This window comes from Klebsiella sp. Lac1 (assembly GCF_009825425.1).
Taxonomy (GTDB): Bacteria; Pseudomonadota; Gammaproteobacteria; order Enterobacterales; family Enterobacteriaceae; genus Klebsiella; species Klebsiella electrica.
The window spans coordinates 1,833,249-1,854,695 of sequence record NZ_VJZJ01000001.1 but is presented as its reverse complement, the minus strand read 5'-3'; the positions used below and the strand labels follow the sequence as shown (position 1 = coordinate 1,854,695).

The window sequence follows — 21,447 nt, the reverse complement described above, 5'->3', positions numbered from 1 at the left end:
GAATAATTATGGCTTTCAAATTATCATCACCCAAAACCGTTCAGATTCATTATCTCAGCGGGTATCTCTGCGATAAGCAAATCGAAATCGACCTGATTTATGCCGTCGAAAGCGTCCGGCAGGACGACGCTGGTGTGGTCAAGGCTTCGCTATCCGTGCGCTACGATGACCAGGCAAAAATCATGGTGGGAGATTACCCCGTTACGCTGGATACCACATCATCAAAATCCTGGGCTGAGCAGGCAGAAGCGCAAATTATGGAGCTGGAAGAGTTTTCTGGTTCAGTTGCTTCATAAAGCCGCCTGTAGAGAAAATTGATAGCCGCAGCCTCTTTGATCTGCCTCCTGAATGAAATTACTGTATGCATAAACAGTATATTCAGGAGAGCAGATCATGCTTCGTCAGTCAGACATCACCCAGGCGTTCCGTGAGTCGATCGCCGTTAATCCGAAGGGGTATCGTTACCTGCATACCAGAGATTTTGTGTGTAAGTTGCAGGAGAGAGGAATCCATTTCTCGGGGCGTGAAGCAAACCAATGGATAGAGCGCTATCAAACCTACTTCGTTGACAAGACGCCAGACGAGTCGGAAAACCGTTTGTGGATGCTTCGCAATATGGGGATTGTTTTATAATGGGATTTCCGTCTCCAGCAAACGACTACGTTGAAGCTACGCTCACGGTCAACAGCTTATGTAATATCGGTGCTAATACGCGCGTTGTTGAAACCAGCGACGGCTATGCCGTCATTGACGTGTCGCAACGCCCAAGGCAGGGCGATATCGTGCTGATTCACCATGACGGCCGCACTAAGTTCGCAAGACTAATAGGGAAGGCGTTTATCACAGCAGAGGGAGAAGCTATAGAAGGTGATGCGTTAGATGATGTCACAGTTGCTGGCGTTGTAACGCACACAATCATTGATCTGATGCGCGATGATTCTCCAGTGTAAAACCCTACCCGGCAGCCTTATGCAAGACCTGTCGGGTAGGAGAACTGTAGGTGTTCATGCCGTACAGTCGGCGATGATTTTACTTATTAACTTTGTCTTTCTGCAACTTATCGAACTTATCATGCAGGGTTTTCGGAAATAATTCAGTGTAAACCTGCCATAAAATATTCAGTGAACGGTGGCCCGTGACCTGCGCCACCTCTTCAATACTGAACCCCGCCTCAAACAGACGACTTGCCCCCTCGCGGCGTAGGTCGTGATATCTCAGATCTTCAATCCCCAATTCATCGCGAACGCGCCGGAACATAGCAGTTATGCTTTTCGGGTTGAATGGAAACACACGATCGTCAATATGAGGTTGCATTTTTAGTATTCGCCATGCGTCCCCAAGCAAGGGGACGGACATATGGTTTCCTGATTTTTTCCTGGGATCCTTGCGGTCTTTTACAATAACGGAATGTTGTTCTTCATCTACATCGCTCCACTGAATACGACAAACTTCACCTATACGCATGCATGTCAGGATTGAGAACATAAAAATTTGATGAAGTGGGGCGCCGGTGTAAGCGGTTTCCGCTTTTGTTTTTAGTACGTCATATAAATTTTCAATTTCTGATGATTCTGGGCGCCGACTTCGCCTCTGAGAGGGCGAAACGAGCCCCATATTTCTTGCCCATACCTTTGCATCAACCAGTTCATTTAAGTCCATCGTGACACCGAATAGCGGACGAGCAGACTGCAAAACGACACTTAGATAGGAGACATCCTGAGAAATGGTGGAAGGGGACAGGCCCTGCATTTTTCGCATCTGGCAGTGATCGATAATGTCTTTAGACTTTAAGTCGGATATCTTCAACTCCGCGATCGGGGAACGGGATAGAACGCGAAGGGAACTTTTCTTTGATGAGCCGATTTTTATGTTTGGATGATTCTCATATCTGGACAGCAGGTCACCAACAGTGATGATTGTCTTATCGAAGTGCTGGCCAGGCTCTCCGGGAATGCCGTGTTCCTCAATGTGCGCAACACGTTTGGCGCCCCATGATTTCGCCAGGGTATTTTTCGAGAAGGTGTGATTTTCTCGATACACATACTTTCCGTTTTTCTTAACCGCCACAGTACAGCGATAGCGGGCCGTGCCATCGCTACGTAGTCTTTTCTCTATGGTGAAGAAGGCCATATCCCTGCTCCTTACCTGAATTTTATGGGGTGCTGTGTGGGGTGCTGATGATAATAAAATGGAAGAAAATAGGCAAAAACAATCCATAATAATACTGGTATTAAATACAGTTTATTATAATAAGTTCATGTTTTTAATGGATATATAATAAATTGTGATTTTTATGGCTTCGATTAAACATGGCAACAAACTGGGCCAGCGGGAACACCATGACGATAAACCCGGCCATCTCTTTCATCGGTTCGATCATTAACGGCGGCAAATCCGCCTGACGACGAATTTTCCCGGTGGCAATACCGTAGGCCAGAGAGACGAAAAAAAAGAAAAAAATAATCAGCGGCACAATGCCTTTAATAAAGGGTGAGGGCATTACCGTATGGGTGACGGGATCGCGCAGAATACCGTTTTGCGGCACGACCGTGACGGCTATCAGGGCGATAAAAACCAATGACGCGATACCGGTAACCCGCAACCCGAAGCGCTGCTCAGGCGTCAGCGCCTGGAGTTTGTCTTCGCTGCGGCCTGCCCATGTTCCCAGCCGTGGTTCAATCAACTTATCGGTGATGAGCCCGCCAACCAGGGTCAGAACGATCACCGAACTGGCCATGAAATACCAGTTATCGATGACGCTGACATGCAGCGAGCCACCCAGCGTCTTTGCCGCCTCGGTGCTGATGCCTGAGAGCAGCACATCGGTGGTGACAATCAGCAAATTAGCGGTGAATCCACAGCCGACGCCAGCGATTGCCGCCAGTAATCCCGCGACCGGGTGGCGACCGACGGCGAGAAACATCAGCGCGCCTAACGGCGGCATAATCACCAGGGCGGCGTCGGATGAGATATGGCTAAAAAAGGCGATAAACAGCACCATATAGCTGGCGTAGCGCGCGCTGACGTGCGAGGCCATTTTGACCATCAGCGCCGGCAGCAGGCCTACCCGTTCGGCAAGCCCGGCGCCGAGCACCAGCGCCAGAATCGCCCCCAGCGGCGCAAACCCGCTGAAGTTCTTGATGACGTTCGGCAGAAACCAGTGCAGTCCTTCGATGCTGAGCAGATTTTTGACTACCACGGTGGAGCCGTCGGTTGGGTTGGTAACCCCCACGCCAAAGGCAGATAGCGCGGCGGTGGCTACCGCCAGCGCCACGATCAGATAAATAAACAGCAAAAAAGGGTGCGGAACCTTATTGCCGATCTTTTCAACCCAGCTGTACAGCTTCCCGTTGGGGGAAGGCGACGGTATGGATGACATACTCATGGGCATTCCTCAGTCGTTGTTGTGTTAGTTGTGATGTTTGTTGTGTGAGTGGTTTTTTATTTTAAAGGTGACGGTGTCACGTCTTGCGGGATCGGGCAATGATATGGCCGTTCCGCCAGCTGTTGCGCCAGTTCTTGTTGACTGGCTTGTAGCAGCGCGCTGTCGGTGAGCAGGCGGCAAGCCGTGGCCCCGAGCACTTTTCCGGCCAGCAGCATGCCTTTATGGGCAATAGCGGTACGGCCCTGGCTCACCAGCTGCCAGGTATGTAGCGGTGTGCCGACGGCAAAACAGGGGCTAAAACATTGGGCGACCGGCGTTTTCCAACTGACGTCGCCCACATCGGTTGACCCAGCGAGGAGGTTATCCGTCACCGCCCAGGGCGCGACTTCATCGATCAGCACCGTTTCCCGGTGGCGACGGGCGAAGCATTTTCCCTCTTCGCCGCCGGTGGCGGCGATATTTTTCAGGCTGTTGTTGAGGTCGTTCGCGCTTAAGGTTGCACGAATTTCGTCGGCAAACGCGCGATCCTCCTCGCTCCATGACGGTGTGCCGTAGTGGCAAACGGCCTCATACATCGCCGCCTCCAGCGTGCGGTTCGGTAAATAGCTGGAGCAGGCTTTCTCGAAACGACAGGCGACCGATGTTTCCGTCATCAGCGCCGCGCCCTGGGCGATTTTCTCGATGCGGGCATAGATTTGCTGCGCATCCGCCATCTCCGGCGCGCGGATTAAATAGAGCACTTCCGCCTGAGCCTGGACCACGTTGGGGGAAATGCCGCCGCTGTCGGTAATGGCATAGTGGACACGCGCTTTCTCAATAATGTGTTCATTGAGGAAGTTGCTGCCGGTGGTCATCAGCGTGACGGCATCCAGCGCGCTGCGGCCCAGATGCGGCGAGTTGGCGGCGTGGGCGGCGGTGCCGCTGAAACGCCAGGCGGCCTGAATGTTGGCCAGCGTGCTGGTGCTGAACATCCCGGCGTAGGCTTCCGGGTGCCAGGTTAGCGCGGCGTCCACATCGTCAAACAATCCTTCGCGTACCATAAATGTTTTGCCGGAACCCCCTTCTTCCCCGGGGCAGCCGTAGAAACGAATCGTCCCGCAACCGCCGTGCTGCGCTAGCCAGCTCTTACAGGCGATGGCGGCTGCCAGCGCCGCGGTGCCCAGCAGATTGTGGCCACAGCCGTGGCCGTTCGCTCCTGGCGTCGCGGCAGCAGGATGCGCACAGTGCGCCTGCTGACTGAGCCCGGCCAGCGCATCATATTCACCCAGCAGGGCAATCACCGGCTCTCCGCTGCCGTAGCTGGCGACAAAGGCGTTCGGGATCCCGCCGGCCTCACGGCAGACCTGAAAACCTTCGGCTTCAAGGGCGACGGCCAGCCGTTGGGCTGACCAGAACTCCTCAAAGCGCGTTTCCGGATGGTCCCAGATGGCATCGGCGATGGCGGTCAACTCCCCGGCGCGGGCGGTAATCGCCTCATCAACATAGCGGTAGAGGGCCTCCATTACACACCTCGCTGCCAGGGGAAATTGAGCGCGGCGAGGGCCAGGGTTTCCACGGCGATGGCCATCACGTTCTCATCAAAATCGAATCGTTCGTTGTGGTGGCCAGCGCTGAGTTCCGTGCCAAAAACCATATATGAGGCCAGACCATGATGTTGTTGCACCCGGGCCATCATCAGGGTGGCATCCTCGGAGCCGGCAGGGGCGGCAATACGGTCGATAGCCTGTTCCACGCCGGGAACCCCGGCCGCCTGCTCGCGCAGATAGTTTACCCATGCCGGGGACGGGGCGCTGGAGGTCGCTGCGCCCATCAGACGTACCTCGACGCGGGCACCGTACATCGCGGCCGCGCCCTGGATAACCTCCTGCGCGCGGTCATACACATAGCGGTTGATCTCTTCCGTTTCACCGCGGGTTTCCACCTTCAGTAGCGCGCCGGATGGCACAACGTTCCGTCCGGTTCCCGCCTGCATGACCCCGACGTTGACCCGCGACGCGCCAGCGCTATGTGGCGCGATGGCGTGCAGACCAATCGCCGCCTGTGCCGCGGCGAGCAGCGCATTGCGCCCGTCTTCCGGTTTACCTCCGGCGTGAGCCGCGACCCCGGTGAATACCACGTCGAATTTGGTGGTCGCCATAAAATTATCGCTGCCGCACACCACGGTGCCGGCCGGTACGCCGGTTCCGATATGGATAGCGGTAAAGTAATCGACATCATCCACCACCCCAGCGGCGACCATCGCCCGCGCGCCGCGGGTACCTTCCTCCGCAGGCTGGAAAATCAGCTTGATGACGCCGTGCAGTCGATCGGCATACTGTTTCAGAACATGGGCAAGGCCAAGGCCGATGGCCGTATGACCATCATGCCCGCAGGCGTGCATCATCCCTGGGTTACAGGAGGCAAAGTCCTCGCGAAACGGACGGTGCTGGCCGTCGCTATGTTCATGCAGATCGAGGGCATCCATATCGACGCGAAAGGCCAGCGTGGGGCCGGGACGCCCGCTATCAAGCGTGGCGACGATACCGGTGAAGCCGCCTTCAAACTCACTCAGCCACGGTTCCGGCGCGCCTTGCTCGCGGGCGCGCTGAAAAGCGTTGGCCAGGGTACTTTCATCCGGTAACCCCATCCGGCTATCGGCATCGATTACGTCGCGACCCAGCGTCAGGTCGTAGCCCAACTGATGCAACTGTTCTGCAACTTTACTGGCGGTGCGGAACTCGACCCAGCCGGACTCGGCATGATGGTGTAAATCGCGCCGCCATTGCGTCATCTCTGGCAGCAGTTGATGGATGTATTCATTGAGTAGCGGCATAACCTGTCCTGTCATATGTAAAATGTGATAAGGCTCACGATGTGATAGCTTTTACTTATCGCTGGTGGCTTTTTCATCAGTGCATTGTTACGTTGCCACAACACTTTGCATTACAGTAGATGCCATTTTCTTCTGTTTGATAAACAATGGTTATCACTACGGCGATGTCTTTTCAGATTAAATTTCACCAAATTCGCGCCTTCGTTGAAGTGGCGCGTCAGGGCAGTATTCGCGGCGCCAGCCGGACGCTGGCGTTATCGCAGCCGGCCTTGACCAAGGCCATTAAAGAGCTGGAAGAGGGGCTGTCCGCCCAGTTGTTCGTGCGCCGCAGCCAGGGGGTATCGTTAACCGAAAATGGCGAAAGTTTTTATCAGCACGCCAGTTTGATTCTTGAGGAGCTGCGGGCGGCGCAGGAGGATTTGCTGCAGCGCCAGGGGGCGTTGACCGGGCAGATCAATATTGGCCTCGGCGCCAGCGTGGCGCGTTCGCTGATGCCCTCGGTGATTTGTCGTTTTCATCAGCAGCACCCGCTGGTGAAGGTGCGGATCATGGAGGGTCAGTTGCTGTCGATGATCAACGAACTGCGGCAGGGGGAGCTCGACTTCACCATCAATACTTATTATCCCGGCCCCTACGATCATGAATTCAGCTTTGAGAAGCTGTTTGAAAAGCCGTTTGCGGTCTTCGCCCGCGTCGGACATCCCGCGACCCAGGCGACCTCGATTGAGCAACTGCTGCACTACAGCTGGACCATGCCGACCCCGCGCGGCAGCTACTTTAAGCAGCTCCAGGATCTGTTTAGCCACCGTTCGCAGATCCCGCATGTCGGCATCGTGTGCGAAACCTTCTCTTCCTGCATCAGTCTGGTGGTACAGAGTGATTTCCTGAGTATTTTACCGGTTGAGCTGGGCAACGACCCGATGATTGCCGACAAGCTGGTGATGATCAAGGTGAGCGAAACGTTGCCGAAAGCGACCTATTATCTGATCCAGCGCCGCGACGCGCGGCAGACGCCGCTAACGGCCTCGCTGATTACCCAGTTTCGCCGACAAAGCCGCCATCAGTTTCCCGCCTGAGCCCGGGAGGGCAAATTGTCGCCGGTTGTCGACAAACGCATTGAGGACGCCGGGCGCGGCGGCTATAGTAGCCTCCGGTAGCAGCCGGAGGAGTGCACATGAATCTTGACGACAAATCGCTATTTCTTGGCGCCATGGAGGACGTTCAGCCTCTGAAGCGCGGCAATGACGTTCATTGGCATCCGGAACGCAACCCGCGCCCGACGCAGCGTCTCGATGTCCTGCAGCTCGATAATTTTCTCACTACCGGTTATCTCGATATTCTGCCGCTGACGACCGCGCTGGAATTTAAACGCGAAGGGTTGCAAAACGGTGTGCTGGATAAACTGCGACTGGGGAAATATGACCCGCAGGCGAGCCTGAATCTGTTGCGCCGTCCGATCGAACAGTGTCGGAAAATGCTGTTTGCCTTTGTGGTGCAGGCGCAGAAAGAGGGGCTGCGCAATCTGCTGATCGTCCACGGAAAAGGGCGGGAAGACAACGCGCACGCCAATATCGTGCGTAGCTATCTGGCGCGCTGGCTGGTCGAACTGCCCGAGGTCCAGGCGTTCTGCGTGGCCTCGGCACAGCATGGCGGCAGCGGAGCGTGTTACGTCGCGTTGCGCAAATCCGCCGAAGCGAAGCAGGAAAACTGGGAACGTCACGCCAAGCGCAGCCGCTAGCGCAGCAGCAGCGTCAGCTCGCGGGCCGCTTTTTGCAGCTCGGGTAGCACCCTTTCCAGCATCTCGCGAGTGGAGACCTGCCCGGCATGCACGCCGACGTTCAGCGCGGCCTGTATCTGGCCCTGCGGGTTGAACAAGGGCACCGCCAGCGAGCGCAGTCCCATTTCCAGCTCCTGATCGTTGAGCGCGTAGCCCTGCTGCTGGACACGCTTCAGCTCCGCGCGCAGCTTGTTCACCGAATCCACCGTTTGCGGGGTGTAGCGAATCATCGTGACCCGCGCCAGCATATCGTTGAGCTTCTCTTCTGGCAGATGGCTTAACAGCACGCGCCCCATCGAGGTCGCCCAGGCCGGCAGGCGGCTGCCGATATCCAGATCGATGGTCATAATTCGCGAACTGGAGGCGCGGGCAATGTAGAGAATATCGTCGCCATCGAGGGTGGCTATCGAGCAGGACTCGTTCAGCATTTCGCTCAGATGTTTCAGTACCGGCTGCGCCGAACGCGCCAGCGGCGTGGAGGCTAACCACGCGTGGCCGAGGGCCAGAATACGCGGGCGCAGCTGGAAATTTTTGCCATCCTCCGCATAGACGAACCCCAGTTTGCCCAGGGTGTACAGGCAGCGGCGCACCGCCGCGCGCGGAATGCCGGTCTTCTGACTGATTTGCGAGATAGACAGGAGCGGGCGTTGCGGGGTGAAGGCCTGAATCACTTCCAGCCCGCGAGCCAGCGAGGCCATAAAGTTCGGATCGCCTTTAAACGGATCGCTGTCGCCCGTCAGTAAATCGTCTGGATGCTTCTCCATTTTCTTCTCCATATTTGCCATCGATCACATTCTTTCGCTAAAGATATACGATGTTCGATTATCGCACCATATTTCGATTATCGCCCTTGACCAACATCGTTAAGCGGGTCACATTTTGTGCGAACAACGCATAAAAGTGCGATTACCGCACGTAAAGGAGCGACCTGATGATTGATAAAAGCGTGTCGACGCTAAGTGACGCCATCGCCGGGATTCACGACGGGGCGACCATCATGATCGGCGGTTTTGGTCCCGCCGGTCAGCCAACGTACCTGATTGATGCCCTGATTGAACAGGGCGCCCGCGAACTCACCATTATCAACAACAATGCGGGCAACGGCGAAGTTGGCCTGGCGGCACTGCTGAAGGCCGGACGCGTGAGAAAGATGGTCTGTTCTTTCCCGCGCCAGGTTGACTCGCAGATTTTTGACGATCTTTATCGCCGCGGCAAAGTGGAGCTGGAACTGGTCCCGCAGGGGAACCTTGCGGCGCGAATCCAGGCCGCCGGCGCCGGTCTGGGGGCGATATTTACCCCGACCGGCTACGGCACGCCGCTGGCTGAAGGCAAAGAGACCCGCGAAATCGACGGTCGCCATTACGTCCTCGAATATCCGATCAAGGCCGATTTTGCCCTGATCAAAGCGCATCAGGCGGATCGCTGGGGCAATCTGGTATACCGCAAAGCGGCACGTAACTTCGGCCCCATTATGGCCACCGCCGCAAAAACCACCATCGTTGAAGTCTCCCGCCTGGTGAGCCTTGGCGACCTTGACCCGGAAAACGTGATAACCCCGGGGATTTTCGTCCAGCGAGTGTTCTCGCTGGAACACCTGACCACCGCACAACGCGCCTGAGGAGCCAGCTATGCAAAAACTAACCCGCGATGAAATGGCCCAGCGAGTGGCGCGCGATATCCCGGAAGGGGCCTATGTTAACCTGGGCATCGGTTTACCTACGCGCATCGCCAACTATCTGCCGACCGACAAAGAAGTGTTTCTGCACAGCGAAAACGGCCTGCTGGGGATGGGCGGCAAGCCGCAGCCGGGTGAAGAAGATCCGGAGCTGATTAATGCCGGTAAAGAGTACGTGACCCTGCTCAAAGGCGGCTGCTTTTTCCATCACGGCGACTCCTTCGCCATGATGCGCGGCGGTCACCTCGATATTTGCGTACTCGGGGCGTATCAGGTCTCCGCCCGTGGCGATCTCGCCAACTGGAGCACCGGCGCGCCGGACGCGATCCCGGCGGTGGGCGGGGCGATGGATCTCGCCATCGGCGCACGTCAGGTGTTTGTGATGATGGACCATCTGACCCGCGACGGCGAGTGTAAGCTGGTTGAACAGTGCAGCTACCCGCTTACCGGCGTGGGCTGCGTCAGCCGGATCTACACCGACCTGGCGGTCATCGACATCACCGCGAGCGGCCCGGTGGTACGGGAAATTTTCAACGGCCTCTCTTTTGAGGAACTGCAGCGCATCACTCCGGTGGCGTTGACCTTCGAACATCTGGCGGAAAGCGCATAAGGAACCTATGATGAATCAGGCATTTATCTGTGATGCGGTACGTACACCGTTCGGCCGTTTTGGTGGTACGCTGGCAACAATGCGCGCCGATGATTTGGCCGCTCTGCCGCTGAAAGCGCTGCTGGAGCGGAATCCGGGGCTGGATCCCGCGCGCATTGATGACGTGATTTACGGCTGCGCAAACCAGGCCGGGGAAGATAACCGCAACGTTGCCCGTATGGCGCTGCTGCTGGCCGGACTCCCGCAAACGGTGCCGGGCAGCACCATTAACCGGCTATGCGGCTCCAGCCTTGATGCGATCGGCATTGCCGCGCGGGCCATCAAAAGCGGCGAAACTCAGCTGATGATCGCTGGCGGCGTGGAGAGCATGTCGCGCGCGCCGTTTGTGATGGGCAAGGCGGAGAATGCCTTCAGCCGTAACATGCAGATTGAGGATACGACGATCGGCTGGCGCTTTATCAACGCCCGGATGAAAGCACTGTACGGCGTGGATTCAATGCCGGAGACCGCCGAGAATGTCGCCGTTGATTTTGCCATTTCGCGTGCCGATCAGGACGCTTTTGCGCTGCGCAGCCAGCTGCGTACCGCCGCGGCGCAGGAGGCCGGACGGTTTGCGGATGAGCTGATAACGGTCTCTGTCGCGCAGCGTAAAGGCGACCCGCTGCTGTTTACCCGCGATGAACACCCGCGCAGCACGACTGCGGAAGCGCTGGCGAAACTCAAAGGGGTGGTGCGTCCGGACGGTTCGGTGACCGCGGGGAACGCCTCAGGGGTTAACGACGGCGCCTGTGCCTTGCTGCTGGCCGGCGAATCGGCGCTGGTGGCCAACGATCTGCAACCGCTGGCCCGGGTTGTCGGCGTGGCGACGGCGGGCGTGGCGCCGCGCATCATGGGCTTCGGTCCGGCTCCGGCGGTCCGTAAAGTGTTGGCGCAGACCGGACTGACGCTGGAGCAAATGGATGTCATTGAATTAAATGAAGCGTTTGCCGCGCAGGCGCTGGCGGTGACCCGCGATTTAGGGCTGGCCGACGATGCGCCCCACGTCAACCCCAACGGCGGCGCCATTGCGCTGGGCCATCCTCTGGGGGCGTCGGGCGGGCGTCTGGCGATGACCGCCGCGTATCAGCTGCGCCGCACCGGTGGTCGCTATGCGCTGTGTACCATGTGTATTGGCGTCGGCCAGGGTATTGCGCTGATTATTGAACGTGTTTAAGGAGCCAACATGAGTTTGTTGACCCCCATGCTGCGCAGCAGTCCGCTGACCGCCTGGTTTAGCGATGCGCAGCGGGTGCAGGGGATGCTGGATTTTGAAGCGGCGCTGGCCCGCGCACAGGCCTCCTGTGGCATCGTGCCGCAGGAGGCCGTCGCCCCCATCGTCAGCGCCTGCCAGCATTCGGCGATCGATTTTCCGGCCCTCGGGCTGGCCGCCGCCAACGCAGGCAACCTGGCGATTCCGCTGGTGAAACAGCTCACCGCCCGGGTGAAGACGCAGGATGCCGGGGCGGCACGCTATGTTCACTGGGGGGCGACCAGTCAGGACGCTATCGACAGCGGGCTGGTCCTGCAATTGCGCGGCGCGCTGGACGAAACGGAGCGGCTGCTGCAACAGTTGATCGACGGCTTCGCCATGCAGGCGGAACGTTATCAGAACACGGTAATGCCCGGTCGCACCTGGATGCAGCACGCGCTGCCGGTGACTTTTGGCCTGAAGCTGGCGGGCACGCTTGATGCGCTGCTGCGCTGGCAGCAGCGTTTGCGGGAGATGCGTCCGCGGGTGCTGGTGCTGCAGTTTGGCGGCGCGGCGGGTACCCTGGATTCGCTAAAAGCCGACGCCTCGCCGGTCGCCGCGGCGCTGGCCAGCCTGCTCGGGCTGACCCTGCCGGATACGCCGTGGCACAGCCAGCGTGACCGGTTGCTGGAGGTCGGGGCCTGGTTTGCTGGCCTGTGCGGCACGCTGGGCAAATTTGCCAATGATTTTTCTCTGCTGATGCAAACCGAAGTGGCGGAGGTCAGCGAACCGGTTGCGCAAGGGCGCGGCGGATCGTCGACCATGCCGCACAAACGCAACCCGATCGCCTGTAGCGCGATTCTCACCGCGGCCCAGCGTACGCCGGGGCTGGTGGCGACGCTTTACGCCAGCCAGATTCAGCAGCATGAGCGCGCTCTGGGCGGCTGGCAGGCCGAGTGGGAAACGCTGCCGGAGCTGATTATGCTGGTGGGCGGCGCGCTGGCGCAAAGCGATGCGCTGGTTCGCGATATGCAGGTCTTCCCGCAAAAAATGCGCGCCGATCTGGATATGACCCACGGACTGATTATGGCCGAGGCGGTGACGCTGGCGCTGGCGGCGTTTATTGGCAAAGCCGATGCCCATCACCGTATTGAGGCGCTGTGCCGTCAGGCGATCGACGAATCCCGCCCGCTGCAGGAGTTGCTGGAAAACGACCCGCTGGTCAGCCAGCACCTTGCGACCCCCCGTTTAACGCAGTTGCTGGACCCGGCCACGGCCACCGGCAGCGCCGAACGTTTTGTGCGCCAGGTCGTGGCGCGTTACAAGGAGCAACGTGATGAACCTTGATTATCAGCTGGACGGGCCGGAAGGCGCGCCGGTCATTGTGCTTTCTAACTCGCTCGGGACCACCCGCGCCATGTGGCAGCCGCAGATGGCGGCCTTAACCCAACGCTTTCGCGTGTTGCGCTATGATACCCACGGTCATGGTCAAACCCAAAAGTCGGGCAAGGTGACGCTGGCGCAGCTTGGCGAAGATGTGATTGCGCTGCTCGATCATCTCAATATCGCCAAAGCCTGGTTTTGCGGCATCTCGATGGGCGGTCTGACCGGGCTGTGGTTGGGGCGCTTTGCTGCGGATCGTTTTTACGGTATCGCGGTGGCCAACACGGCGGCGCGCATTGGCGATCAGGCCAGCTGGCTTTCCCGCGCGCGCGCCGTGCGTCAGGAAGGCATGGACGTGGTGGCCGCCGGTGCGGCGGACCGCTGGTTCACGCGCGCCTTTCGCCAGAAGGCGCCGGAGGTGGTCGAGACGCTGTGCCATCAGCTGACCCATAGCAATGCGCAAGGGTATGCCGAGTGCTGTGAAGCGCTGGCGGCAGCCGATTTGCGCAGCGAAGTCGGGCAGATTAGCGTGCCGACGTTGATTATCGCCGGTGAAAGTGACCCTGTCACTACCGTGGCCGATGCTCACTTCCTGCATCAGCAGATCCCTTCCTCGCAGGTGGTGGTGCTTTCGGCGTCACATCTGTCCAGCATTGAGTCGCCGGGGGCTTTTAGCGCGGCGCTGTCGGGATTTTTGCAGGAGAACGCGAGTGGACGATAAAACGCGTTACCAGCAGGGTATGAGCGTTCGACGCAAAGTCCTCGGCGATACCCACGTCGAGCGCACGCTGCGCAATCTGACGCCGCTCAATGACGAGTTTCAGGATTTCATCACCCGCTATGCGTGGGGAGAAACCTGGACCCGACCGGGGCTCGATCACCATACCCGCAGCATGATAACCATCGCCATGCTGATTGCGCTCAATCGCGAAGCGGAGCTGAAAATGCATCTGCGCGCGGCGTTTAATAATGGCGTGACCCGCGATGAGCTGAAAGAGTTGATTATGCACTCCGCACTGTACTGCGGGCTGCCTGCTGCCAATGCCACCATGCACCTCGCGCAGCAGGTGTTTGATGAACTGGACGGGAAACCGGCCTGACGCGGTTCTGCTGGCCGGTCTTTGCCGGCCGGCATCGTCTTATCCCTCTGTTATCTGCACGTCCGTCTCCGCGTACCGCTCCGTTTCGCCACCGTCACGGTTCCCTTCGACTGCCCGATCCTGCGGCGTCACGCTGTGCTGAGTCGGGGACCTGGCGCTGACAAAATGTGCGATCTTCTTGACACTGCGTTGACAAATATTTGCCTGGTCAGTAGTTTCAATTGTAATTACTGACCAGGCAAATATCATGAATAACCCTCCGGGTATTATTAACAATAAATTTCACTTAGGTTTGTTGATCCATCTGGCTAACCAGTTCAAGGACCAGCTGATTAGCCAGCATTTCTCCGGGATGGACATTACCGCCGCGCAGTTCAAGGTGCTGATCAGTATCTATAAAGGCTTTAACCGCCCGGTCGAGATCAGTAAAAACCTGGTCATGGACGCCGGCGCCATGAGTCGGATGGTGGATCGCATGGTCAAGCGCGAGCTTATCAGCCGCGCGCCGAATCCACAGGATAAACGCCAGGTGATTCTGGCCTTGACCGACAAAGGGCTGCTGATTTGCGAACGCTTTGTCAATGAAGCGCTGGTGTCGATCATCAGCGAACTCACCGCCAGACTCACTCCCGATGAATCCCGACAGCTGGTCTATCTGATGACAAAAATGCTGCCGGACGAGATCGTCGCCCCTCATCGCTAACGCATTCAAAAAGGTCCTGACAAGATGGAAACCACTGCGGTACAACAGGCTGAGCGCGGCAGCAAGCGCAAACGAAACTTTATTATCTTATTGATTATCCTGCTTCTTGCCGCCGGTGGCGGGGTGGCGTGGTATTTGCTGTACGCCCGCTACTATGAAACGACCGACGATGCCTATGTCAATGGCAACCAGGTGACGCTCACCCCGCAGATTGGCGGTACGGTCACGCAGGTGACGGTGGATGAGGGCGACTTTGTGCAGAAGGGGCAGCCGCTGGTGCTGCTCGACCCCAGCGATACCGAAATTGCGCTGCAGCAGGCGGAAGCCAGTCTGGCGAATACCGTTCGCCAGGTTCGCGGGCTGTACAGCACCGCGGATAACTACCGCGCGCAGGTCGCGGCGAAAAAAGTGGCCTTGCAAACGGCGCAAAACGACTATGCGCGGCGGCAGAAAATCTTCCAGAGCGGGGCGATCGCCGCGGAAGACCTCGCGCACTATCGCGATGCGGTGACCAGCGCGCAAAGCGATCTTCTGGCCGCGCAGGAGGCGTTGCGCACCAATATCGCCATGGTGGATGACACCGTTATCGACAGCCACCCGGAAATTAAAAGCGCCGTCGCCACGCTGCGTCAGCGCTATCTCGACAACTCCCGCAGCACTATCGTGGCCCCGGTCAGCGGCTATGTGGCGAAGCGGGCGGTGCAGCTTGGCATGCGCGTTGATTCCGGCACGACGTTGATGGCTATCGTGCCGCTGAACGAAGTCTGGGTGGATGCCAACTTCAAAGAGAGCCAGATGAGGGCGATGCGCCTCGGACAAAAAGTGACGCTCAGCGCGGATCTGTACGGCGATAATGTCGAGTATCACGGCACCATTGAAAGCCTGGGTATTGGCACCGGTAGCGCCTTCTCGCTGCTGCCGGCACAGAACGCCAGCGGCAACTGGATCAAAATTGTCCAGCGTCTGCCGGTGCGTATCGTGCTCGATCCGCATGATATGCAGAAGAACCCGCTGCGCGTTGGCCTGTCGATGAACGTCAGCGTCGATATTCGCCACGCCGACGGGCACCTGCTGCCGCAGCAAACCGTGAGCAGCCCGCGTTTCACCACCGATGTGTATCAAAACCCGTTGGCAGAGGCGGACAAACTGGTGGCTAAAATCCTTCATGACAACAGCAAAACGGTAGCCGCTGGCGCCCGTTAAGAGAGACGCTATGCACGATAAGGCTGCCTTTACACCGCCCAATATGTGGCTGGCGGTGCTCGCGCTGTCTCTGGCCACGTTTATGCAGGTGCTGGATACCACTATCGCCAACGTGGCGTTGCCGACGATTGCCGGCAACCTCGGGGTCAGCGCCGATCAGGGAACATGGGTGATCACCTCCTTTGCGGTGTGTAACGCCATCGCGCTGCCGCTGACCGGGTGGTTTACGCGCCGTTTCGGGCAGTTAAAGCTGTTTATCGGCTCGGTGATGATGTTTACGCTGACCTCATTCCTGTGCGGTTTCGCCCACAGCATGAGCGAGCTGATTATCTTCCGCGCGCTGCAGGGCTTTTTCGCCGGGCCGATGTTCCCGATGTGCCAGACGCTGCTGCTGGTTATTTTTCCCGCCAGCAAACGCAGTATGGCGCTGGCGCTCCTGTCGATGGTGACCGTGGTGGCACCGATTGTCGGGCCGATTACCGGCGGCTGGATAACGGACAACTACTCCTGGCCGTGGATCTTCTACATCAACGTGCCGATCGGCATCTTCGCCACTCTCGTGGTCTGGACGCAGATGCGCGAACGGCAAGAGACCACCACCCACGCCCCCATTGATTACATCGGGATTGCGCTGCTGGTGCTTGGGGTCGGGTTGCTGCAGGTGGTGCTGGATAAAGGCAACGATCTTGACTGGTTTGCCTCCGCGCAGATTATTGTGATGTCGACGATTTCCGCCATCTCGCTGGTGTCTTTCGTTATCTGGGAGCTGGGCGAGCGGCACCCGATTGTTAACCTGCGCTTGTTCAAAGATCGCAATTTTGCGATTGGGACGCTCTCGCTGACCCTGGGCTACGCGGCTTTTTTCGCTATCAATATTATTCTGCCGCAGTGGCTGCAAACGCAGATGGGCTACACGGCAATTTGGGCCGGGCTGGCCGCCGCGCCGATGGGGATCCTGCCGCTGATAATGACGCCGGTTATTGGCCGCTACGCCAATAATTTCGATTTGCGGATTCTGGCTTCGCTCTCATTTTTGACGATGGGGGCCTCCTGCCTTATCCGCGCGCAGTTCAACACCAACGTCGATTTTCGCACCATCGCCGAAGTGCAGCTGTTTATGGGGATCGGCGTGGCGTTTTTCTTTATGCCCATCACCACGATTGTGCTGTCAAACCTGAACGGCGCGGAAGTGGCGGAAGGTTCCGGGCTGGCGACCTTTTTCCGCGTGCTGGGCGGCTCGTTTGCGTCGTCGCTCACTACCTGGGTCTGGTCGCGGCGGGAAGTTTTCCACCATGCCAACCTGACGGAAAGCGTCTCCGCCTACAATCCCGCGGCGATGGACTATATCGCCAGGATGGGCGGCGCGACGCAGCAGCATATGGCGCTGATTGATAAGAGTATCGAGCAGCAGGCCTATATGATGTCGACCATCGATTATTTCTGGGTACTGGGCTGGGGCTTTATGGCGCTGATCGTGGTTATCTGGTTTGCCCGTCCGCCGTTCAGTCGCGCCGGAGCGCCGGGCGCCCCCTCGGCCGGCCACTAGCCAAAACGGGCTTGTCAATTCGCTGGTGTTCCGCTCACCGGACGTGAGGCAGAACATGCGGCCTCGGCGCCAGGTGACCGGGTTAAGGGGAAGATAACCGTCTTCCCCTTAACAATCCCCGCGGTCCCGCAAGGAAATCGGTGCTGCGCACTGCGCTCACCTCCCGGCCTGCAGCCTGCGGTCGGCTCAACTCGACCTACTCACCCCCTTTCAGGGGCTCGCTCCTGTCTCGATTCGCCTCTTGCCGCCATCCCTGGCGGCCAGCCCTTGTCTTTCGGCCTTCGGTTCGCCGATTTCAGCGGGGAGCCAGGGCCCCGCTGCAAGTTTTTTCTCCACGGAACGTCGATCGCTGCTGTTGCGTCAGGTGGGAGCGTAGCGACGGATAAGACAAAAATGCCCGTCAGTCGCTGAACTGACAGGCATGATGCAGCGCCCGGTTTTAGCCGGCAACACTACCGCTGGGCACAGCCGTTACACTGCTTGTTCTGAATCTGCTGGAAGAAGTCGTTACCTTTGTCATCCACCAGAATGAACGCCGGGAAATTTTCCACTTCGATTTTCCAGATAGCTTCCATCCCCAGTTCCGGATATGCCACGCACTCCAGGCTCTTAATACTCTGCTGGGCCAGCACCGCCGCCGGGCCGCCGATGCTGCCGAGATAGAATCCGCCGTGTTTATGACAGGCGTCGGTCACCTGCTGGCTGCGGTTACCTTTCGCCAGCATCACCATACTCGCGCCGTGGGACTGCAGCAGATCGACATAGGAGTCCATGCGTCCGGCGGTGGTCGGGCCGAGCGAGCCTGAGGCGTAACCTTCCGGCGTTTTCGCCGGACCGGCGTAGTAGATCGGGTGATCTTTCACGTACTGCGGCAGCGCTTCGCCGTTATCCAGTAGCTCTTTCAGCTTCGCGTGGGCGATATCGCGCGCCACGATGATGGTGCCGTTCAGCGTCAGACGGGTGGAGACCGGGTGGGCGGACAGTTGCGCCAGAATCTCGCTCATCGGCTGATTGAGGTTAATGCTGACCACTTTACCTTCACCTTGCTCACGCAGCGCGTGCGGGATGTACTGGCCCGGGTTGCTCTCCAGTTTTTCAATCCAGATACCGTGGCGGTTGATTTTGGCTTTGATATTGCGGTCAGCGGAGCAGGAGACGCCCATGCCGACCGGGCAGGAGGCCCCGTGGCGCGGCAGGCGAATCACGCGGATGTCGTGGGCAAAGTATTTGCCGCCGAACTGCGCGCCGAGGCCGAGCTCTTGCGCTGCCAGTAGCAGCTCCTGCTCCAGCTGAATATCACGGAACGCCTGGCCGTGTTCGTTACCTGCGGTGGGCAGACCATCGTAGTAGCGCGTGGAGGCCAGCTTGACGGTTTTCAGCGTCGCTTCCGCCGAAGTGCCGCCGATCACGAAGGCGATATGGTACGGCGGACAGGCCGCGGTGCCGAGGGTGCGCATCTTCTCAACCAGGTAATTTTTCAGCTTCGCCGGGGTAATCAGCGCTTTGGTTTCCTGATACAGATAAGTTTTGTTGGCCGAACCGCCGCCTTTCGCCATGCACAGGAATTTATACTCGTCGCCGTCAACGCTGTAGAGATCGATCTGCGCCGGCAGGTTGGTCCCGGTGTTGACCTCTTTGTACATATCCAGAGCCGCGTTCTGCGAGTAGCGCAGGTTATCTTCGGTATAGGTGTTGTAAACGCCGCGAGCCAGCGCCGCTTCATCGCCGCCGCCGGTCCACACGCGCTGACCTTTTTTACCCATGATGATCGCGGTACCGGTATCCTGGCAGGTCGGCAGCACGCCTTTCGCGGCGATTTCCGAATTGCGCAGGAACTGCAGGGCGACGTATTTGTCGTTTTCACTGGCCTGCGGGTCGAGCAGGATTGCGGCGACCTGTTTCTGATGGGAAACGCGGAGCATAAAGGCCGCATCGTGGAACGCCTGTTGGGCCAGCAGGGTCAGTCCTTCAGGTTCAACCTTCAGGATCTCCTGGCCTTCAAATTCGGCCACGGAAACATGTTCTTTGCTCAGCAGATAGTATTCAGTCTCATCTTTCGCCAGCGGAAAGGCTTCCTGATAAACAAACGGTTTAGTCGACATAGCTTAAGCTCCCTAAGAGTAAAACCGCCGGAGGAGGGCCTCCGACGGTTATGAATCAGAACATCATGGACATCCACGGATAGCCAATCAGCAGCAGGGCGGCCAGGAAGATGGCGCCGAAGATGGTGCCGAGGCGCCAGTAGTCTTTGGTCGGCAGGTAGCCGCTGCCGTAGTAAATCGGGCTTGGACCGGTACCGTACGGGGTGATGATGCCCATCACGCCGAGCGAGGTGACCATCAGCAGGACGAAGACCTGCATATTCATCCCCGGAATGGTGGAGGCGATAGTCAGCATCGCTGGCAGCAGCGCGGTGGTGTGCGCGGTGGTGCTGGCAAACAGGTAGTGCAGCAGGTAGAACGCCAGCAGCAGCACGATAGTGGCGACGCCCGGGGAGATGCCGCTCATCAGCGCGCCGCCTTCTTTGCCCAGCCAGGCAATAAAGCCGGTCGAGGAGAGGCCGTCGGCCAGCGCCACCAGGGTGGCGAACCAGACAAAGGTGTTCCATGCCGCTTTATTGTTGGTGATATCGCTCCACGACAGTACGCCGGTCCACAGCATCAGCACAATCACCAGCAGGGCGGCCAGCGCCGGTTCAATCCATTCGGCGGCGAAAATCCACATGGCCAGAGCGAAGCAGACGAACACCAGCAGCAGGATCTCATTGCGTGACAGTTTGCCCAGTTTTTCCAGCTCGCGAGCGGCCCACAGCGGCACCTCGTTGTTGACTTTCACCTCCGGCGGATAGAACCAGTAAGCCAGCAGCGGCATCGCCAGAATCAGCAGAATACCCAGCGGCAGGAAGGCGATAAACCAGGTGCCCCACGAGATATTGATGCCGACGATGCTTTTGACCAGCGCAAGGGCCAGCAGGTTTGGCGCCAGCGCCGAGAGGAACATCGAACTGGTGATACAGGCGGCGGTAATGGCCACCCACATCAGGTAGGAGCCGATGCGACGCGCGCTCGGATCGTTCGGTTTAGAACCGTACAGCGGCGGCAGGTTGGCGATAATCGGGTAGATTGTCCCGCCGCTACGCGCGGTGTTGGACGGGGTAAACGGTGCCAGCAGCAGGTCAGCAAAGGTAATGGCATAACCCAGCGTCAGGCTGCGGCGGCCGAGATATTTCACCAGGATCAGCGCCAGACGGCGACCAAACTGGGTTTTATCGTAGCCTGCGGCGAACATGAAGGCGCCGAAAATCAACCAGACGGTGGAGTTACCAAAGCCGCTGACCGCCCATTTAAACGAGGCGCCGGCCAGTTTGAATTTGGGGTCGGCCAACTGCGCCGGGTTGAACAGCAGCCACTGGCTGCACAGGGCGATGACCACCACCCCGGTAATGCCGATCACGGCGCCCGGCAGAGGTTCAAAAATCAGCCCGACAATGACGCCAACGAAGATAGCAAAGTAGTGCCAGGCATAAGGCGGTAACCCGTCAGGCACCGGCACGAAGAGTAAAAGAACTGCAACAATAATGGGCAGCGCCATCATCAGCAGGCGGTTCCTGTTTGCCGCCTTGGGACTGGCGGTACCGGCAGGTGGTATGGTTGTCTGTTTCTCTTTCATAATGAGTATCTGCGAGTAGTTGAAAATACGGTTTCGTCACGCCATAACCGTTGGTTTTTTTAATTTCAAAACTTTCTTTACTTATTAATCTTCGGTTTTACTGGTTTTTGTGACGGTTGTTTAACGCATTTTTATGGGCGTTAAATTTAATTTGTTGGTTATTTATATATTGCGCTTTGTCGCTTTATTGCAATTGATCAAGATCAATAAACTCCATATACAGAGACGTTTTTTTATTTTGCAAATAACCCTGCCGGGTGAGGTGTTTATTTGTTTAAAATATCACTAAATGTTAATTTTTAATCGAGCTATTTGTGTTTTTTAACGGCTTGTTTATTGTATATTATTGATATTAT

20 protein-coding genes and 1 pseudogene are annotated in these 21,447 nt (G+C 57.9%); 14 read left to right on the top strand and 7 right to left on the bottom strand.

Translation table 11 applies throughout. From position 1 onward, the window contains the following. Positions 1–8: 8 nt before the first annotated feature. The 3 genes from FNY10_RS08785 to FNY10_RS08775 all read left to right on the top strand — a co-directional run bounded on the left by FNY10_RS08785 (position 9) and on the right by FNY10_RS08775 (position 950). The gene (locus FNY10_RS08785) at positions 9–296 is read left to right on the top strand and encodes a hypothetical protein (protein ID WP_160726281.1); all 288 of its coding nucleotides are present in this window, start codon (positions 9–11) and stop codon (positions 294–296) included. 97 nt (positions 297–393) lie between these two features. After that, a complete protein-coding gene (locus FNY10_RS08780) occupies positions 394–633 on the top strand; it encodes a hypothetical protein (protein WP_160705129.1) in 240 nt (79 codons plus the stop codon). After that, positions 633–950: a hypothetical protein gene (locus FNY10_RS08775; protein WP_160726283.1), complete on the top strand. Its 318-nt coding sequence runs from the start codon at positions 633–635 to the stop codon at positions 948–950. The genes FNY10_RS08780 and FNY10_RS08775 overlap by 1 nt, the downstream gene beginning before the upstream one ends. A 79-nt stretch (positions 951–1,029) precedes the next feature. On the opposite strand, the gene FNY10_RS08770 is transcribed toward FNY10_RS08775, so the two are convergent. From FNY10_RS08770 to FNY10_RS08755, 4 genes and pseudogenes are all read right to left on the bottom strand, one after another. Then, positions 1,030–2,130 (bottom strand): site-specific integrase, encoded by a 1,101-nt coding sequence (locus FNY10_RS08770; RefSeq protein ID WP_160704890.1) that lies wholly within the window; start codon positions 2,128–2,130, stop codon positions 1,030–1,032. 163 nt (positions 2,131–2,293) lie between these two features. After that, a pseudogene (locus tag FNY10_RS08765) lies at positions 2,294–3,385 on the bottom strand (AbgT family transporter); the annotation flags it as partial. 56 nt (positions 3,386–3,441) lie between these two features. After that, positions 3,442–4,887: a M20 family metallopeptidase gene (locus FNY10_RS08760; protein WP_160704892.1), complete on the bottom strand. Its 1,446-nt coding sequence runs from the start codon at positions 4,885–4,887 to the stop codon at positions 3,442–3,444. Continuing rightward, positions 4,887–6,197: a M20 family metallo-hydrolase gene (locus FNY10_RS08755; protein ID WP_100685069.1), complete on the bottom strand. Its 1,311-nt coding sequence runs from the start codon at positions 6,195–6,197 to the stop codon at positions 4,887–4,889. The genes FNY10_RS08760 and FNY10_RS08755 overlap by 1 nt, the downstream gene beginning before the upstream one ends. Before the next feature lie 164 nt (positions 6,198–6,361). On the opposite strand from FNY10_RS08755, the gene FNY10_RS08750 reads away from it, so the two are divergent. Next, a complete protein-coding gene (locus tag FNY10_RS08750) occupies positions 6,362–7,273 on the top strand; it encodes a LysR family transcriptional regulator (RefSeq protein WP_131049637.1) in 912 nt (303 codons plus the stop codon). Between the two features lie 98 nt (positions 7,274–7,371). Further along, positions 7,372–7,935, top strand: coding sequence for a DNA endonuclease SmrA (gene smrA, locus FNY10_RS08745; RefSeq protein ID WP_160704893.1), 564 nt, complete (start codon positions 7,372–7,374; stop codon positions 7,933–7,935). Here smrA and FNY10_RS08740 read toward each other — a convergent pair. Continuing rightward, positions 7,932–8,738: an IclR family transcriptional regulator domain-containing protein gene (locus FNY10_RS08740; RefSeq protein ID WP_100685066.1), complete on the bottom strand. Its 807-nt coding sequence runs from the start codon at positions 8,736–8,738 to the stop codon at positions 7,932–7,934. The two genes, smrA and FNY10_RS08740, sit on opposite strands and share 4 nt — an antisense overlap. Positions 8,739–8,905: 167 nt before the next feature. Here FNY10_RS08740 and FNY10_RS08735 point away from each other — a divergent pair, with 167 nt between their 5' ends. The 9 genes from FNY10_RS08735 to FNY10_RS08695 all read left to right on the top strand — a co-directional run bounded on the left by FNY10_RS08735 (position 8,906) and on the right by FNY10_RS08695 (position 17,422). Next, a complete protein-coding gene (locus FNY10_RS08735) occupies positions 8,906–9,592 on the top strand; it encodes a 3-oxoacid CoA-transferase subunit A (protein ID WP_100685065.1) in 687 nt (228 codons plus the stop codon). A gap of 10 nt (positions 9,593–9,602) precedes the next feature. Beyond that, entirely contained in the window at positions 9,603–10,259 is a 657-nt protein-coding gene (locus tag FNY10_RS08730) for a 3-oxoacid CoA-transferase subunit B (RefSeq protein WP_131049635.1), read from the top strand. A 10-nt stretch (positions 10,260–10,269) separates the two neighbouring features. Beyond that, positions 10,270–11,472 (top strand): 3-oxoadipyl-CoA thiolase, encoded by a 1,203-nt coding sequence (pcaF, locus tag FNY10_RS08725; RefSeq protein ID WP_160704956.1) that lies wholly within the window; start codon positions 10,270–10,272, stop codon positions 11,470–11,472. A 9-nt stretch (positions 11,473–11,481) separates the two neighbouring features. Then, positions 11,482–12,834, top strand: coding sequence for a 3-carboxy-cis,cis-muconate cycloisomerase (locus FNY10_RS08720; RefSeq protein WP_141964516.1), 1,353 nt, complete (start codon positions 11,482–11,484; stop codon positions 12,832–12,834). Next, positions 12,824–13,591, top strand: a complete 768-nt coding sequence (gene pcaD / locus FNY10_RS08715; RefSeq protein ID WP_131049633.1) for a 3-oxoadipate enol-lactonase — start codon at positions 12,824–12,826, stop codon at positions 13,589–13,591. Before FNY10_RS08720 ends, pcaD begins: the two co-directional genes overlap by 11 nt. Then, the gene (gene pcaC, locus FNY10_RS08710) at positions 13,581–13,970 is read left to right on the top strand and encodes a 4-carboxymuconolactone decarboxylase (protein WP_131049632.1); all 390 of its coding nucleotides are present in this window, start codon (positions 13,581–13,583) and stop codon (positions 13,968–13,970) included. Before pcaD ends, pcaC begins: the two co-directional genes overlap by 11 nt. 247 nt (positions 13,971–14,217) lie before the next feature. Then, the gene (locus tag FNY10_RS08705) at positions 14,218–14,673 is read left to right on the top strand and encodes a MarR family transcriptional regulator (protein WP_100685058.1); all 456 of its coding nucleotides are present in this window, start codon (positions 14,218–14,220) and stop codon (positions 14,671–14,673) included. A gap of 24 nt (positions 14,674–14,697) precedes the next feature. After that, the gene (locus FNY10_RS08700) at positions 14,698–15,876 is read left to right on the top strand and encodes an efflux RND transporter periplasmic adaptor subunit (protein WP_100685057.1); all 1,179 of its coding nucleotides are present in this window, start codon (positions 14,698–14,700) and stop codon (positions 15,874–15,876) included. A 10-nt stretch (positions 15,877–15,886) separates the two neighbouring features. After that, positions 15,887–17,422: a DHA2 family efflux MFS transporter permease subunit gene (locus FNY10_RS08695; protein WP_131049630.1), complete on the top strand. Its 1,536-nt coding sequence runs from the start codon at positions 15,887–15,889 to the stop codon at positions 17,420–17,422. 452 nt (positions 17,423–17,874) lie between these two features. On the opposite strand, the gene fumA is transcribed toward FNY10_RS08695, so the two are convergent. Together fumA and FNY10_RS08685 are read right to left on the bottom strand one after the other, a co-directional pair. Continuing rightward, the gene (fumA, locus tag FNY10_RS08690; protein WP_141964518.1) at positions 17,875–19,524 is read right to left on the bottom strand and encodes a class I fumarate hydratase FumA; all 1,650 of its coding nucleotides are present in this window, start codon (positions 19,522–19,524) and stop codon (positions 17,875–17,877) included. Between the two features lie 55 nt (positions 19,525–19,579). After that, positions 19,580–21,091, bottom strand: a complete 1,512-nt coding sequence (locus FNY10_RS08685; RefSeq protein ID WP_100685054.1) for an anion permease — start codon at positions 21,089–21,091, stop codon at positions 19,580–19,582. Positions 21,092–21,447: the final 356 nt, after the last annotated feature.